Source organism: Quadrisphaera granulorum (genome assembly GCF_003149145.1).
In the GTDB taxonomy this organism is placed as follows: Bacteria; Actinomycetota; Actinomycetes; order Actinomycetales; family Quadrisphaeraceae; genus Quadrisphaera; species Quadrisphaera granulorum.
The window spans coordinates 33,627-48,983 of the sequence record NZ_QGDQ01000028.1; the positions used below are offsets into that span (position 1 = coordinate 33,627).

Consider the following 15,357-nt stretch of genomic DNA (forward strand, 5'->3'; position numbering starts at 1 on the left):
TGACCGGGCAGACAGGGGGCGCAGACCGCGCACCCCCCGTGCGGCCGATCAGGTCAGGACGTCGGTCCCGGTGCCGCCGGAACGCTGGTCCGCGAACGACGGGCCTTCGGCGCCGGACACCCCGTTACCGGCGCCCACGGTCACCGCGGGCGGACACGCAGAACGACCACGACGTCGTCGTCGTGGTCGTTCTGGTCAGGGGTTCCGCGCTGTGGTTCCGCGCTGTGGTTCCGCGCGGTTGGTGCAGTCAGGGGGTCAGAAGGTGAAGACCACCCGCGCCGGCACCTGCCCAGCGAGCACGTCGGCGAAGGAGTCGTTGACGGTCTCCAGCGGGCGGGTCTCGGTGATGACGCGGGTGCGGCCCGCGGCGTGCAAGGCGAACACGTCCTGGAGGTCGTTGCGGGTGCCGACGATGGACCCGATGACGGACTTGCCGGACAGCACCGTGTCGAAGATCGGCAGCGACATGTCCCCTTCGGCAGGCAGGGCCACACACACGAGACGTCCGCCGCGGCGGAGGGACCGGTAGGCCTGGTCGAACACTCGCGCCGAGGCGGCGAGCACGATGGCGACGTCCGCGCCGCCGCGCGCCTGGATCTGGGCGACGGGGTCGGAGCTGGCGGCGTTGACGAGGTGGTCGGCGCCGAGTTCCTTGGCGAGGGCGAGCTTCTCCTCGGTGATGTCGACGGCGGTGACGAAGCCACCGGCGATGCGTGCGTACTGCAGTGCCAGGTGGCCGAGCCCTCCGATGCCGAAGACGGCGACGGTCTCTGCCGGCTGCACGCGCCCGACCTTCACGGCCTTGTACGTGGTGACCCCGGCACACGTCAGCGGTGCGGCGTCGATCGAGGAGACCTCGTCGGGTACCGGGTTGGCGAAGGCGGAGCCGATGACGGCGTGCTCGGCGAAGGCGCCGTCCACCGAGTAGCCGGAGTTCTGCTGCTCCAGGCAGAGCGTCTCCCAACCACTGATGCAGTACCGGCACTCGCCGCACGCAGACCCGAGCCAGGCGACGGCCACCCGCTGGCCGAGGGTGCGGTCGGTGACTCCCGCGCCGAGGGCCTCGATGACACCCACGCCCTCGTGTCCGGGGACGAACGGTGGGGTGGGCTTGACGGGCCAGTCGCCGTGGGCGGCGTGGATGTCGGTGTGGCACAGGCCGCTCGCCTCCAGACGCACGAGCACCTGACCGGGGCCGGGGACCGGTACTGGGCGTTCCTGCAGCTCCAGCGGGGCCTTGAACTCGGTGACGACGGCAGCCTTCACGACGGACCTCCGAGAGGTGGCGGGGCGGCGGCCCCGGGCGGCGGCCCCCACGTCGGGGCCTCGCGTCGATGCTTCCGCCGCCTGGGCCCACGGCGGAGGGCCGAAGGTCCGCGATGACCGGGTCGCCCGGTCCCTGTGGACCGGGCGGACCTCCTCCTCAGGACTGCTCGACGGCGTGCACGACAGCCACCGGGCAGTGCGAGCGATGCACCAGTTCGCGGCTGGTGGACCCCAGCAGGAGGCTGCGGACGGCTCCCCGTCCTCGGGACCCCACCACCACCAGTCCGGCCCGCAACGAGGCCGTCACCAGGGCGGCGACGGGGAGCTCGTCGGAGACCTCGACCTCGACGGACACCTCGGGGTGCGCGGCCCGAGCCAGGTCTGCGGCTTCCGCCGCCGCCTGCACCGCCGCGTGGTAGGCAGCCTCCTGTGCTCCGGACATGCCGCGCCGATCCGTGGATGGTCCCGCACCAGCGGCCGAGTCCAGGGCTCTACCAGCCGGCCCCTCGGCCGGCCCGTCGGCCAGCCCGTCCAGCGGAGCCACCGACTTGAGCCATGACGCGTGGACGCGCAGAGCCGCTCCGGCACGAGCCGCGGCACCGACGGCGAACGTGACGGCCGCCCGTGATGCCGGAGACCCGTCCACGCCGACGACCACCGGCCGCACCGGACCGGCGAGGTACCGGCTGCCCTCACCGACGACGACCAAGGGACAGTGCGCTCGGGCGGCGGCAGTGGCCGCCACGGACCCCAGCACGACCGCAGCCAGCTGAGCACGACCTCGGTCACCCACCACGAGCAGCTCAGCCCGCCGCGAGGCGTCGAGGAGCGCACGTCGGGCGACGCTCAGGTCGACGACGTGGTGGACGACGGTGCCCGCCGGGCCGTCGCCCGGGGGCGAGCAGGCGCGCACCACTTCCCGGGCCAGGTGCACACCCTCCGCCGCCACCTCGACGGCCAGCGCTGCGACGTCGGGAGTCGACACGGGATCGATCCAGTCGACGTAGGACCCCGCTGCGTGAAGGACTGTCAGAGGGCATCCCCGGGACACCGCCTCGATCGCCGCCCACCGCACCGCTTCCCGCGCGCTCAGCGATCCGTTCCAGCCGACGACCACGCCCGGACGGACCGACGGCTCCGCCGCGAGTGTCCCGTGCCGGCTTCGCGAAGACTCACTGCTCATCACCCACCTCCGGTGCCGATCATGAGCCGGACCGGAGCCGGCCAGCACCGGCGAAGGTCCCGTGACCACGACCGCTGGTCCCGAACGCCGGACTTCTGGCGACCCGCTCCGCGGTGGGAGGGACCTCGGGATACGGTCGCGCAGACGACCGACCCGGAGGTGCCGCGTGAGCACGACCGCCGCCCTCGACTGGCTGGCCGGCCGGGTGAGCAGCACGCGCGACATCGGCCTCCGCGGGGTGCTGCAGGAACTGGTCGAGCACCTGTCGATGGCGAGCGGGGAGGCGGTGACCCTGCGGCGTCTGTCCGACGACGGCCAGCGCCTGGTGCCCGTGGCGTGGTTCCACCCCGACCCCAACGCCCGGGCAGCCATCGGCAAGATCATGAGCCACACCACCGATCTGAGCGATGCGGGGCTGTGGCGTCCGGTGGTCGAGAACCTGCGACCCACCCGGTGGCACCTGCCACCCGGCACCGCCGCGGCAGAGGCGACGGCCGAGCAGGTCGAGTGGTCGCAGCGCTATCCCCTACGTGCCGTCATGTGCGCGCCCGTCCTCGGGCGGGACGGCGAGCTGCTCGGCGGGGCCGCCCTGCTGCGCTTCGGGCGCGACGCCGCCTTCACCGACGACGACGAGGCGATGCTCGTCTTCTTCACCGAGCAGGTGGCCGACCTGCTGGTGCTCCTCGACGTGCGCTGAGGCCCGGTAGCCGGCGCGAAGCGCCCGTCAGCACCGAGCGGACCCGCGCTGAGGGACCACGTCGATCCGAGACGCACGGCCGGCACGGAGGGCCGATCGGCCCTGGCCCGTGTGGCAGCCCCCGCGTGAGATGTCGTCATGAGCTCTCTCCGAGGTGACGGCGCCACTCGCTCCGCGGGGGCCAGCGTGCTGATGGGCGCTTCCTTGCACCTCACCTGTGACGGGCGGTGGCTCCCCACCCTCGACACGGCCGAAAGCTGGGAGCGGCTCCGGAGCCAGCGGGTCGGGCGCCTGGCCTACACCGACGCCGTCCTGCCGGCGGTCGTGCCCGTGAACTTCACGGTGGTCGGCACCGACGTCGTCATCGCCGCGACCCCCGGGGACAAGGTCACGGCTGCCGTCCGGGGAGCCGTGGTGGCTTTCGAGGTCGACCAGACCGACCCCGTCACCCGCACCGGCTGGTCCGTGACCGTCGTCGGTCCGGCCCGTTTGCTCGCCGACCCGCACCTGGCGGCACAGCTGCGCGAAGACGGGCTCGTGCCCTGGGCGCCGTCCCCGGTGGCGACCTACCTGGCGGTGTCGGTCCAGGTCATCGCCGGTCGCCGGCTGACCGAGGACGACGACGACGGCCAGGTCTGACGGCTGCGCGCCCCCGGGTTACCCCCGCGGCCCGGGCGCGCCTTCAGCGGTGTCCGCCGATACCGCCACCGATCTTGAGCTCGGACGCGAGCACCGCGGCCTGCGTGCGCCGCTCCAGACCCAGCTTGGCCAGCAGGTGCGAGACGTAGTTCTTCACGGTCTTCTCGGCGATGAACAGCCGCTCCCCGATCTGCCGGTTGGTCAACCCCTCACCGATCAGGGCGAGCACCTCCCGCTCCCGCTCCGACAGCTGCGCCAGCGGACCTGTCGGTTCGCTGCCTCGCCGCAGCCGCTGCATCACGAGGGAGGCCGCGCGCGGGTCCAGCAGTGAACCGCCCGCCGCCACGATGCGCACGGCCGCGACGAGGTCTTGCCCCAGGATCTGCTTGAGCAGGTACCCCGAGGCCCCCGCCATGATCGAGTCCATCAGCGCCTCGTCGTCGCTGTAGCTCGTGAGCATGAGCACCTTCAGCTCCGGCAGCTGCGAACGCAGCTCTCGGCACACGCTGACGCCGTCGCCGTCGGGGAGGCGAACGTCGAGAACGGCGACGTCGGGCCGCAGTGCGGGCACGCGGGCAAACGCCTCAGCCGCGGTGCTCGCCTCCCCCACCACCCGGAGTTCCGGAACCGTGCTGATCATGTCGGCAACTCCTCGGCGGACGACCTCGTGGTCGTCCAGGAGGAACACCCGCACGATCGCGCTGGTACTCGGAAGGGCAGCAGGAGACGTCGCAGCGCTCACGCCGGTGACGCTAGGCGGGACCTTCCTCACCGACCAGGGTCCGAGGTCCTCCGCGGCGCGGACCCTGGAGGACGCTCGCCGACCGGGCACCCGGGCGTGCAGGCTGGTACCCGTGGAAGCCCGCCTGCGCCGCCTGCTCGACGCGGTGGTCGCCATCAACGACCTCGACCTCGACGCCGTCCTGCAGGGCCTGCTGCAGGCCGCCACCGACCTCGTCGGCGCGCGCTACGGAGCGCTCGGGGTGATCTCCGCCGACGGCCGCGGACTGGACCGGTTCGTGCACACCGGCATGGACCCCGAGGTCGCCGCGTCCCTGGGCCACCTGCCCGAGGGCCGCGGCGTGCTCGGACGGCTCATCGCCGACCCCCGGCCCCTGCGCGTCGACGACCTCACCGCAGATCCCCAGGCCGTGGGCTTCCCGCCCGGTCACCCGCCGATGCGCAGCTTCCTCGGCGTGCCGGTGGTGGTGCGCGGGGAGGTCTTCGGCAACCTCTACCTGACCGAGAAGTTCCCCGACCGTGACGCCGGCTGCTTCACCCGCGAAGACTCCGAGGTCGCCCAGGCGCTCGCGGCCATCGCGGGCACCGCCCTCGCCAACGCGGCGCTGCACACCGATGCTCAGCGCCTCGCCGTCCTGGAAGACCGCGACCGGATCGCGCACGACCTGCACGACCACGTGATCCAGCGGCTCTTCGCGGCCGGGCTGTCGCTGCAGGCTCTCAACGCTCGGCTGCACCGCCCCGACGAGGAGGAGGTCCGCACGCGTCTGGCGGGTGTGGTCTCCCAGCTCGACGAGGTGGTCCGCGACATCCGCACCACCATCTTCGGGCTGCACACCTCGCCCGGCTCCGACGGAGGCCTGCGCCGTCAGCTGCTGACCGTGGTCGAGGAGTTCACCGGGCGCGCCGCGACGACGGTGCGGACCACCGGGGCCGTCGACGTGCTCGTCACCGGAACGCTGGCCACCGACGTCATCGCCGTGGTGCGCGAAGGCACGAGCAACGCCGTCCGCCACGGACGGGCCGCGCACCTCGTGGTGACCGTCGACGCGACGGCCACGGACCCGGCCAGCGGCGCTGACGCCGTGGTGGTCCAGGTCGACGACGACGGCGTGGGCATCGAGGCCGGAGCGGCGCGCAGCGGGCTGGCCGGCCTGGAGCAGCGGGCCGAGCGACGCGGCGGCACCTTCGAGGTGCGTCAGCGCCCCGAGGGCGGCACCCGTCTGCTGTGGTCCGCCCCGCTGGACGCCGTCGTCGCGGCGGGGTAGCCGGGGGTCAGCGGCGGCGGTCGGGTGCGCGGGTGCCCTTGAGTTCCGTACTCCCCCTGAGTTCGGTGCTGCCCTTGAGTTCGGTGGCCAGCACTGCGGCCTGCGTACGCCGTTCCATGCCCAGCTTCGCCAGGAGCTGGGACACGTTGTTCTTGACGGTCTTCTCGGCGATGAACAGCCGCTCCCCGATCTGCCGGTTGGTCAACCCCTCACCGATGAGTGTGAGCACTTCTCGCTCGCGTTCGGTGAGCTGAGCCAAGGGGCCGGGGTCTTCGGCGCCGCGCCGCAGCCGCTCCATGACGAGGGAGGTCGCACGCGGATCCAGCAGCGAACCGCCCGCCGCCACGGTCCGCACCGCCGCCACCAGGTCCTGCCCGAGCACCTGCTTGAGCAGGTACCCCGACGCACCCGCCATGATCGAGTCCATCAGCGCCTCGTCGTCGCTGTAGCTCGTGAGCATCAGCACCTTCAGCTCCGGCAGCTGCGAACGCAGCTCCCGGCACACGCTGACGCCGTCGCCGTCGGGGAGGCGAACGTCGAGAACGGCGACGTCGGGCCGCAGCGCCGGCACCCGGGCGAGCGCCTCGGCGGCGGTGCTGGCCTCCCCCACCACGGTCAACGCCTCATCCGTGCTCAGCACATCAGCGACCCCGCGGCGCACCACCTCATGGTCATCGAGGAGAAAGACCCGCACCGGCGAGGAGGTTGCACCCACCACTCCACCGTAGGCGACCGCGGTGCGCACGGCCGGTCGTCGCGTCCTCGCGGGTCAGCGGCGCATCCGGGACCTCGGTCCTGGCAGACCGGGACCGGCGCCGCTGCTCTGAGCTTCCGCAGCGGCCGACAGTGGCTGAGTGGACACCCTCGACCTCGCGCGGTGGCAGTTCGGCATCACGACCGTCTACCACTTCATCTTCGTGCCGCTGACGATCGGCCTCGCACCGCTGGTGGCCGTGATGCAGACCGCGTGGGTCCGCACCGGGCACGACCACTGGCTGAGGATGACGCGCTTCTTCGGCGAGCTGCTGCTCATCAACTTCGCCATCGGTGTGGTGACCGGCATCGTCCAGGAGTTCCAGTTCGGTATGGCGTGGAGCGAGTACTCCCGCTTCGTCGGTGACGTCTTCGGCGCTCCGCTGGCCATCGAGGGACTGGCGGCGTTCTTCGTCGAGTCGACGTTCCTGGGGCTGTGGATCTTCGGGTGGGGCCGGCTGCCCAAGCTCGTGCACCTGGGGTGCATCTGGGCGGTCGCGCTGGCCGTGAACGCCTCAGCGTTCTTCATCCTGGCCGCCAACTCCTGGATGCAGCACCCGGTGGGTGTCACCTACAACCCCACCACGGGGCGTGCGGAGATGACCGACATCGGCGCGGTGCTGACCAACCCCACGCTGCTGGCCGCCTTCCCCCACACGGTGACGGGTGCGCTCGTGGTCGCCGGGACGTTCGTCGCGGGGGTGTCCGGGTGGTGGTGCGTGCACCTGCTGCGCCGCGAAGGCGGCGGCAGGGTCACCGGGCGCGCCGACGCCGCAGCGTTCCGGCCGGCGCTCGTCGTCGGGCTGGTGGCGCTGCTCGTCGGCGGCGTCGGGGTGGCCGTGAGCGGTGACGCCCAGGCCAAGCTGATGTTCGCCCAGCAACCCATGAAGATGGCGGCCGCCGAGGCGCTGTGCGACACCGAGACCGGAGCCGGCTTCTCTCTCATCGCCGTCGGCGACGTCGGCAACAACTGCGACGTGCGCCAGCTGACCGTGCCGGGCCTCACGAGCTGGCTCGCGACCGGTGACACGCACGCGACGCTGGAGGGCGTGCGCGCCGTCCAGGCGCGCTACGTCGAGCTGTACGGCCCCGCCAACTACACGCCGCTGCTACCGGTGACCTACTGGACGTTCCGCCTGATGATCGGGTTCGGGGTGTTCTCCGCCGCCCTCGCCCTCGCCGCGCTGTGGCTGCTGCGCCGTGGCCGGACGCCGTCGCAGGCATGGTTCGGGCGGCTGTCCCTGCTCGCGCTGCCGATGCCGTTCCTCGCCAACGCCACGGGGTGGGTCTTCACCGAGATGGGCCGCCAGCCGTGGGTGGTCGCGCCCAACCCGACGGGTCCCGCCGACGTCCGCCTGCTCACCGCGCAGGGCGTCTCCCGCGTCGACTCCTGGGAGGTCGCCATCTCCCTGGTCGCGCTCACCGCCGTCTACGGGGTGCTCGCCGCGGTGTGGTTCGGGCTCATCCGGCGCGCGGTGAGCCACGGGGCCCCGTCGAACGAGGAGGTGGCGGAGCTGGTCACCGCCACCGCCCCGCTGCCGCCGGGAGCCAGTCCCGCAGAACGCCCGCTGCCCGTCGCGTACTGATCCGCGCTGACCTGCGCTGACCCGACGCCACCCTGACCTGACGCCTGAAGGAGAGCTCCACCGTGGACCTGCAACTGGTCTGGTTCTTGCTCATCGCCGTCCTGTGGACCGGCTACCTCGTGCTGGAGGGCTTCGACTTCGGCGTCGGGATGCTCATCCCGGTGCTCGCCCGCGACGACCGCGAGCGCCGCCAGATCATCAACACCATCGGCCCGGTGTGGGACGGCAACGAGGTGTGGTTGCTCGTGGCCGGCGGCGCGACGTTCGCGGCGTTCCCCGAGTGGTACGCCACGCTGTTCAGTGGGTTCTACTTGCCGCTGCTGCTCATCCTGCTGGCGCTCATCGTCCGCGGGGTCGCGTTCGAGTACCGCAGCAAGGTCGACAGTCCGACCTGGCGGCGCCGGTGGGATGCGTGCCTCGTGGTCGGGTCGGCGGTGCCGGCGCTGCTGTGGGGCGTGGCGTTCAGCAACATCGTGGCCGGGGTCCCCCTCGACGCCCAGCACCAGTTCACGGGCAACTTGCTGACGCTGCTCAACCCCTACGCGCTGCTCGGAGGACTCACCACGCTGGGCCTGTTCCTGCTGCACGGGGCGCTGTTCCTCCAGCTGCGCACCCTGGGCCCGGTCCGCCGGCGCGCCCGCGCACTGGCGCAGCGACTCTCGGTGCCCGTGCTCGTCGTCGCCGCGGTCTGGGCGCTGTGGACCCAGCTGGCGCACGGGACGGCGTGGACGTGGGCCGCGGTGGCCGTCGCGGCGGTGGCGCTCGTCGGCGTCGTCGTCGCCGTCCCCCGTCGTCGCGAGGGCCTGGCCTTCGCGGCGACGTGCGCGGTCATCGTGTCCGCCGTCGTCCTCATCTTCGGGTCGCTGTTCCCCGACGTCATGCCCAGCTCCACCGACCCGGCCTTCTCGCTGACCATCCGCAACGCCTCCTCCACGCCGTACACGCTCGGGGTGATGACCTGGGTGGCCGTGGCGCTCGTACCGCTGGTGCTGGCCTACCAGGCGTGGTCGCTGTGGGTGTTCCGTCACCGGCTCTCCGCTGAGCACATCCCGGTGCCGCTCCTCCCAGCGCCGCGCAGCGGTGAGAGCAGCTCGCACGGTCAGCAGTCCCGCACCCGTCACTGAGGGGCACGCCGCCGAGGTCAGGTGCTCGGTCGATCAGTCGGTCACGATGCGACGCAGCACGTCCACAAGACCGCTGACCTCCGCCGCGAACGTGGTGAGCAGCTCCTCGTCGCGATCGGTGAACGGGGCGTCCACGCCGAACCGGATCAGTGCGACACCCCCCACGACCTCGTCGGCCGAGCCGATCACCGGCGCGGCGATGCCAGCGCGGACGCGGTAGCGGGTGAGCACCTCGCTCTGGACCGCTGACACGTCGACGGGCAGGCGACCGCTCGGAACGTGGTAGCGGATCACCTGGCGCTCGCGGACCACGGAGCGCCAGGTGCCGCTGTCCTCCACGGCGGCGGTCGCCTCCATGATCCGGGGGACGGAATCCCTGAGCTCCTGGTGGGGGTGGTACCAGGCCACCGGTGGCAGGCGGAGCCCGTCGCCGCTGAGCCGGCGCAACGACGCGCCCTCCGAGGTGGCTAGGAACAGCTGCTCCAGCAGCTCTCGCAGCAGCTCGCTCAGGCGCTGCTCCCGCGTCGTGGCGACCTTCTGCAGCAGCCACTCCCGGGCAGCGTCCACGGTCATCCCCCATCTCGCTGCCCCAGAGCGTCCCCGTCGACGGTCGTGCTCTCACCCTCGACGGGCGGTGCGGGCCGATCGGCGACAGTACCCGCGCCGTGCGCGCACGGCCCACCGAGATGCCCCTGCGTCACCGCGGCTGGGGACCAGCACGCCTTCGGAGTCGGAAGGCTCGCCATCGCGGGCCCTACGTCCCGTGACTCCCCGTCCTCCCTCGAGGACGCCACGGCGGTGCCGATGCTGCTCACCGTACTCACCGCTGAGCGCGCCGTGCGTCACTGCCAGAGCAGAGCAGGCAGTCGAACATGCAGTCGAACAAGGAGCTGACCCCGATGGGAACGTCACGGAACCACCTCGCCGGAGCTGGTGCTGTGCTCACCGCAGTGGCCTGCGTTGCAGCCCTCGCCTCCGCCGCCACCGGCGCCACCGGCGGTGGTCTGCGGTGGGGCCTCGCGGGCGTCGCCGCGGCCGCCGCGGCGCTCGCGTGGTGGGTGGCTGCCCAGCGATCAGCCCGGGCCAGCCGCGTGCTCGCCCGGTGGTGCGCCGAGGTGGCCTCCGGTCGCCTCGACCACCTCGATCAGCTGCGGGCAGCAGGGCACGGGTCGCAGGCCGTGGCCGACGCACTGGCCTCGCTCGCCTCTCCCCTGGCCCAGATCGCCCCCGAGGCCCGGCTGTTGACGGTCGCCGGGGAGGAGCTCGGGATCATCGGCGACACCCTCGCGGACGGCGCGGAGGCCACCACCCGCGCGGCGCAGGCCATCTCCGCCTCCGCCGGAGAAGTGAGCGCTGGGGTCCAGGTTGCCGCGACCGCCTCGTACGAGCTCATGGCCTCCATCGAGGAGATCGCCCGCTCCACCACCGAGGCCAGCGACGTCTCGCGGCAGGCCGTCGCCTCCGCCACCGTCGCGAGCCAGTCGATCGAGGCTCTCGGCGTCTCCTCGGCGCAGATCGGCGACGTCGTGAAGGTCATCACCTCCATCGCCGAGCAGACCAACTTGCTAGCTCTCAACGCCACGATCGAGGCGGCGCGAGCGGGTGAGGCGGGCCGCGGCTTTGCCGTCGTCGCCAACGAGGTGAAGGACCTCGCGCGGGAAACCGCCGAAGCCACCGACCGCATCAGCCGCATGGTAGGCCAGATCCAGGAGGACTCCGCCGGAGCAGTCACCTCCGTCAAGGTGATCCGGACGGTGATCGACCAGATCATGCAGTCGCAGCTCACCATTGCCTCAGCTGTCGAGGAGCAGACCCAGGTCACCCAGGAGGTCAGCCGCGCGACAGCCGGAGTGGCATCGCAGGCGGGCCGCATCGCCGAGGAGATCGTCACCGTCGCCGAGCGGGCCCAGCTGAACGTCGACGCGGCCCGGCGCAGCCGGCTGGCAGTGCGCGAGATCGAGCGCATGGGACTGCAGATGACCTCAGTCACCTCGTCGATCGCCGTCGCGAGCGCGGGCGAGGAGGGGACCTTCCGGATCTCCTGGGACCGGACGAGCAACCGCCTCACGGACACGTGCACCGGCATCTGGTCGGACGAGACCTGCGCGGCGTACGTCCGGGAACTCAGCGCCGCCTACGAGACGGCACCCGCAGGGTGGACGTTCCTGGTCGACTTCAGCCAGCACCCGGCGCAGTCGGCGCGCATCCAGGAGACGCACCAGTCGATGATGGCGGCGGCGGTGGCCCACGGACTCGTGCGGTGCGCGTTCATCGCCAACAACCCGCTCGTGGCGATGCAGATGCAACGGCTGTCGGACAGGACGGGCTTCCCGGTCACGTACGTCGCGGACGCGGCGGAGGCTCAGGTGGTGCTGCGTGCCGCCGAGGCCTCCAGGCCTGTGAGCTGACCACTGACACGACCCTCCGGCCGGAGCGGGAGCCACTCGCGGGCGTCCCGTCGCCGCATCTGTTCACGGACAAGAGCACGACGCAGGTCCTCCCCGGGGAGGACGAAAGACCCATGGGCAGTAGCTCTCATCCCGACGAGAACACCGTGGGGTCCGCTTCGGGCCGTCCACTCGAGACCAGGGGGAAAACTCGTGATCCGCCGCTTCACCGATCTGCGCATCGCAGCCAAGCTCCACCTCGGCTTCGCGATGGTGTGCGCGCTGCTGCTCGCCGTCGCCGGCATCGGAGCCGTCAAGCTGGGTGAGGCCCAGGATCGCCTGATCGACCTCGACGTCAGCGGGCTGCGATCCGTGCAGACCACGGAGCGCACGTGGACCGCCTTCCTGCAGGTGCGCTTCGACATGTCGGCTGCCGCCCTCGCTCCTGACCCCGCCGCCATAGCGACGGCGCTGCGGTCGCTCGATGACGACCAGCACGCGCTCGACGCGGCCTGGCAGGCCTACCTCGGCACCTCACCGAGCACCAGCGGCGCCCAGCGGGCGTCCTACACGGACGCCCTGGCCGCCTATCGGCAGACGCTTCCGCCCCTGGTGGCGCGCCTGCAGGCCGGCGACCGCGCGGGCTTCGCCGCGCTGCGGACGCAGACCACCGTGCCAGCGGCGAAGCGGGTCACGGACGCCCTGAGCGCGGTGGTCGAGGCTGAAGCTCGCGCGGCCGATGCCATGACGTCGCAGGGCCGTGCCGACCACCGCGACGCACTGCTCTTCCTCGGGGCGTGCACCCTGCTCGGGATGCTCCTGGCGATCGTCATCGCGACGGTGATGGCGCGGTCGGTGAGTCGTCCGCTGGCCCGCGTCGTCGACGTCGTCGACGGACTCGCGCAGGGACGGCTCGACGGGCGTGTGGGCCTGCACCGGCGTGACGAGATCGGCCGGCTGGCCGCCTCCACGGACGCCTCCGTGAGCGCTCTGCGGGAGGTGCTGCAGGCCATTCGGGACGAAGCCAACGACCTGGGCACCTCGGCCAGCACCCTCGCGGGGGTCGCGGCCCAGCTCGCCTCGGGGGCGGAAGAGTCCAGCTCGCAGGCCCAGGTGGTCGCCGCGGCCTCCGAGGAGGTCACGGTGTCGATCTCGACGGTCGCGGCCGCCGGTGAGGAGATGACCGCGGCGATCACCCAGATTGCTACCGCCACCAGCGAGGCCTCGCAGATGGCCGCCTCGGCGGTGACCGCGGCGGGCTCGGCGGGCGGCGCGATCGAGCGGCTCGGGGTGTCCAGCAAGGAGATCGGCGACGTCGTCAAGCTCATCACCTCCATCGCCGAGCAGACCAACCTGCTGGCGTTGAACGCCACCATCGAGGCTGCCCGCGCCGGGGAGATGGGCAAGGGCTTCGCGGTGGTCGCCGGGGAGGTCAAAGAGCTCGCGCGGCAGACCGCCAAGGCCACCGAGGACATCACCGCCAAGGTGTCCGCCACTCAGGGTGACGCGGCGGCAGCAGCCTCCGCGGTCAGCGGCATCGGCGACGTCATCGCCAGGATCGACGAGGTGCAGGCGACCATCGCCGCCGCTGTGGAGGAGCAGTCGGCCACCACGTCCGAGATGGTTCGCAACGTCACGGAGGTCTCCACCGGCTCAGCGCAGATCTCGGAAAACATCGCCGGCATCGCCACCGGCACCGAGCAGATCGGCGAGGGTGCCAGCACGACGGCGGCAGCCGCCGCCTCGCTGGACACCTCGGCGGCGCGCCTGCGCCAGCTCACCGGACGCTTCACCCTCTGACAGCGCGCGCAGCGTGGCTCGCTGACCGTCGGGGATGCTGGGGTGTGACCTCGGACGAGCTTGTACGGCTCCTCGTCGGCGTCGTCGTCCTGCTCGCCGTCGCCGTCGTCGTGCTGCGCGTCGCCGGGGTGAGGGTCGGCGCGGCCCCGCTCACGGCCGTCCTGCGCGGCGGGGTCCAGCTCGCCGCGATCGGGCTGGTGCTGGGCGGAGTGCTCGACCACGCACCGCTGGCGTCCGCAGCCGTACTGGCGGTGATGCTCACCACCGCGGTGTGGACGGCGTCACGCCGACTGGCGTCGCTGCAGGGCCTCGCCGCCGCGCGACGCGCCGTCGCGCTGGCGTGCACGGCGGGCGCCGTCGTCGTCCTCGGGGTGGTCTTCGCGGTGGGGGTGCTGCCGTTCGAGGCGCGCTATGTGGTGGCTCTCGGAGGCATCGTGCTCGGCGGCACGATGACCTCGGCGACGCTCGCCGGGCGGCACCTACTGGCGGGGCTGATCGCGCGGCGCGACGAGGTGGAAGCGTGGCTCTCCCTGGGCGCCACCCCACGGCGGGCCGTGCTGGACGTGGCCCGCGCCGCGGTGGCCGAGTCACTCGTTCCGGTGCTCGACCAGACCCGCACCACGGGGCTGGTGACGCTGCCGGGCGCATTCATCGGTGCACTGCTCGGCGGCGCGAGTCCGCTGGACGCGGCGCGGTTCCAGCTCATCGTGCTGGCCGGGCTCATCGCCGCGGGCAGCGTGGTGGCGGTGCTCGTGACGACACTGCTGGGAGCCCCGCGGGTACTGCCGACCGGCACTCCCTGAAGTGCCCGCACCTGCACGGCACCTGGGGCTTCGCATCCAAGGTGCTGGGCGGGGGCGCCGTCGTCATCTGCGCGTCAGACACCAGTCCTAGCGTCGGCCGAGCCCGCCGCTGATGACCTCAAGGAGCACGCTGTGCAGCCCATCACCACCGCCGTCCTCGCGACGGCGTCCGCGGCGCCCGCCGCAGCGCACCACCTGAGCTGGATCGAGGCCGCCGTCGTCGGAATCCTGCAGGGCGTCTCGGAGCTGTTCCCCGTGTCCAGCCTCGGTCATGCGGTGCTCGTCCCGGCGCTGGTCGGAGGCACCTGGGCGCGCGACCTCGACGTCTCCGCCCCCGGCTCGCCCTACCTGGCGTTCATCGTCGGGATGCATGTGGCCACGGCCGCGGCGCTGCTGCTCTTCTACCGCCGCGACTGGGCGCGCATCGCCGTCGGGCTGACCTCCTCGGTGCGTCACCGGCGGATCACCGGCCCCGACGCGCGCCTCGGCTGGCTGCTCATCGCGGCGACGGTGCCGGTCGGGCTCGTGGGCCTCGCGCTCGAGCATCCGCTGCGCACGCTGCTGGCCCGGCCCGTGCCGACGGCGGTGTTCCTCGTGCTCAACGGGGTCGTGCTGTTCCTGGTCGAGCGGAGCGCCCGCGGCGGCGTAGCCGCGCCTGCGTCCGCGTTGTCGTCATCAGAGCTCGCGACGGACCGGCGCCTGGCTGCGCTGTCACTGCGCACCGCCGTGCTGGTCGGGTCGGCGCAGATCGCGGCGCTCGCACCGGGCATCAGCCGCTCAGGCGTCACGATGGTCGCGGGGCTGCGCGCGGGGCTGCGCCACCAGGACACCGCCCGCTTCTCGTTTCTTCTGGCCACGCCCGTCATCGCCGCGGCCGGGCTGCTGAAGCTGCCGGAGCTGTTCGGTCCGATGGGCGACGGCATTCGCGGGCAGGTGCTGCTCGGCAGCGTGCTCGCCGGGATCAGCGCCTACGTGGCGGTGCGCTTCCTGGACCGGTGGTTTGCCCACGGGTCGCTGCGGCTGTACGCCATCTACTGCGTGGTCGCGGGTCTGGTGAGCCTGGCGCTCCTCGTCTGAACGTGGGGCACCGGGCTGGCGCGCCCGTGATCA

General features: G+C 72.3%; 14 protein-coding genes. 9 read left to right on the forward strand and 5 right to left on the reverse strand.

The features are described 5' to 3' along the window. Positions 1–255: 255 nt before the first annotated feature. Positions 256–1,266, reverse strand: a complete 1,011-nt coding sequence (locus BXY45_RS18170) for a zinc-dependent alcohol dehydrogenase (protein ID WP_109775943.1) — start codon at positions 1,264–1,266, stop codon at positions 256–258. A 157-nt stretch (positions 1,267–1,423) separates the two neighbouring features. Next, positions 1,424–2,674, reverse strand: a complete 1,251-nt coding sequence (locus BXY45_RS18175) for a universal stress protein (protein WP_109775944.1) — start codon at positions 2,672–2,674, stop codon at positions 1,424–1,426. Between BXY45_RS18175 and BXY45_RS18180 the strand changes: the two genes are divergently transcribed. Together BXY45_RS18180 and BXY45_RS18185 are read left to right on the forward strand one after the other, a co-directional pair. Then, complete coding sequence (locus BXY45_RS18180) at positions 2,616–3,146, forward strand: GAF domain-containing protein (protein ID WP_109775945.1); 531 nt, start codon at positions 2,616–2,618, stop codon at positions 3,144–3,146. The genes BXY45_RS18175 and BXY45_RS18180 overlap by 59 nt on opposite strands. Positions 3,147–3,284: 138 nt before the next feature. Further along, on the forward strand, positions 3,285–3,785 hold the full coding sequence (locus tag BXY45_RS18185) for a pyridoxamine 5'-phosphate oxidase family protein (RefSeq protein ID WP_109775946.1): 501 nt from the start codon (positions 3,285–3,287) through the stop codon (positions 3,783–3,785). 43 nt (positions 3,786–3,828) lie between these two features. Here the strand turns inward: BXY45_RS18185 and BXY45_RS18190 are convergent, their stop codons facing one another. After that, on the reverse strand, positions 3,829–4,527 hold the full coding sequence (locus BXY45_RS18190; protein WP_281270622.1) for a response regulator: 699 nt from the start codon (positions 4,525–4,527) through the stop codon (positions 3,829–3,831). Between the two features lie 112 nt (positions 4,528–4,639). Here BXY45_RS18190 and BXY45_RS18195 point away from each other — a divergent pair, with 112 nt between their 5' ends. Further along, complete coding sequence (locus BXY45_RS18195; RefSeq protein ID WP_211319724.1) at positions 4,640–5,794, forward strand: GAF domain-containing sensor histidine kinase; 1,155 nt, start codon at positions 4,640–4,642, stop codon at positions 5,792–5,794. Between the two features lie 7 nt (positions 5,795–5,801). Here BXY45_RS18195 and BXY45_RS18200 read toward each other — a convergent pair whose 3' ends face one another. Next, on the reverse strand, positions 5,802–6,509 hold the full coding sequence (locus BXY45_RS18200; RefSeq protein WP_172601972.1) for a response regulator: 708 nt from the start codon (positions 6,507–6,509) through the stop codon (positions 5,802–5,804). A gap of 139 nt (positions 6,510–6,648) precedes the next feature. Between BXY45_RS18200 and BXY45_RS18205 the strand changes: the two genes are divergently transcribed. Together BXY45_RS18205 and cydB are read left to right on the forward strand one after the other, a co-directional pair. After that, positions 6,649–8,133, forward strand: coding sequence for a cytochrome ubiquinol oxidase subunit I (locus BXY45_RS18205; protein WP_109775949.1), 1,485 nt, complete (start codon positions 6,649–6,651; stop codon positions 8,131–8,133). 62 nt (positions 8,134–8,195) lie between these two features. After that, positions 8,196–9,257, forward strand: a complete 1,062-nt coding sequence (cydB, locus tag BXY45_RS18210; RefSeq protein ID WP_109775950.1) for a cytochrome d ubiquinol oxidase subunit II — start codon at positions 8,196–8,198, stop codon at positions 9,255–9,257. Between the two features lie 33 nt (positions 9,258–9,290). On the opposite strand, the gene BXY45_RS18215 is transcribed toward cydB, so the two are convergent. Beyond that, a complete protein-coding gene (locus tag BXY45_RS18215) occupies positions 9,291–9,830 on the reverse strand; it encodes a GAF domain-containing protein (protein WP_109775951.1) in 540 nt (179 codons plus the stop codon). Between the two features lie 326 nt (positions 9,831–10,156). Between BXY45_RS18215 and BXY45_RS24610 the strand changes: the two genes are divergently transcribed. From BXY45_RS24610 to BXY45_RS18235, 4 genes are all read left to right on the forward strand, one after another. After that, entirely contained in the window at positions 10,157–11,665 is a 1,509-nt protein-coding gene (locus BXY45_RS24610) for a methyl-accepting chemotaxis protein (RefSeq protein ID WP_281270623.1), read from the forward strand. Positions 11,666–11,857: 192 nt separating this feature from the next. Continuing rightward, a complete protein-coding gene (locus BXY45_RS18225; protein WP_245961911.1) occupies positions 11,858–13,444 on the forward strand; it encodes a methyl-accepting chemotaxis protein in 1,587 nt (528 codons plus the stop codon). 44 nt (positions 13,445–13,488) lie between these two features. Next, complete coding sequence (locus BXY45_RS18230) at positions 13,489–14,247, forward strand: ABC transporter permease (protein WP_109775953.1); 759 nt, start codon at positions 13,489–13,491, stop codon at positions 14,245–14,247. Positions 14,248–14,388: 141 nt separating this feature from the next. Next, the gene (locus BXY45_RS18235; protein ID WP_109775970.1) at positions 14,389–15,324 is read left to right on the forward strand and encodes an undecaprenyl-diphosphate phosphatase; all 936 of its coding nucleotides are present in this window, start codon (positions 14,389–14,391) and stop codon (positions 15,322–15,324) included. Positions 15,325–15,357: the final 33 nt, after the last annotated feature.

Bases quoted from the DNA above. Each gene is read 5' to 3' on its own strand.
- BXY45_RS18175 (WP_109775944.1), bottom strand. From the start codon at position 2,674: ATGTCGCGCGTGCTGCTCACCCGGCCGGCCAGCCAGTCGAGGGCGGCG.
- BXY45_RS18185 (WP_109775946.1), top strand. From the start codon at position 3,285: ATGAGCTCTCTCCGAGGTGACGGCGCCACTCGCTCCGCGGGGGCCAGC.
- BXY45_RS24610 (WP_281270623.1), top strand. From the start codon at position 10,157: ATGGGAACGTCACGGAACCACCTCGCCGGAGCTGGTGCTGTGCTCACC.
- BXY45_RS18215 (WP_109775951.1), bottom strand. From the start codon at position 9,830: ATGACCGTGGACGCTGCCCGGGAGTGGCTGCTGCAGAAGGTCGCCACG.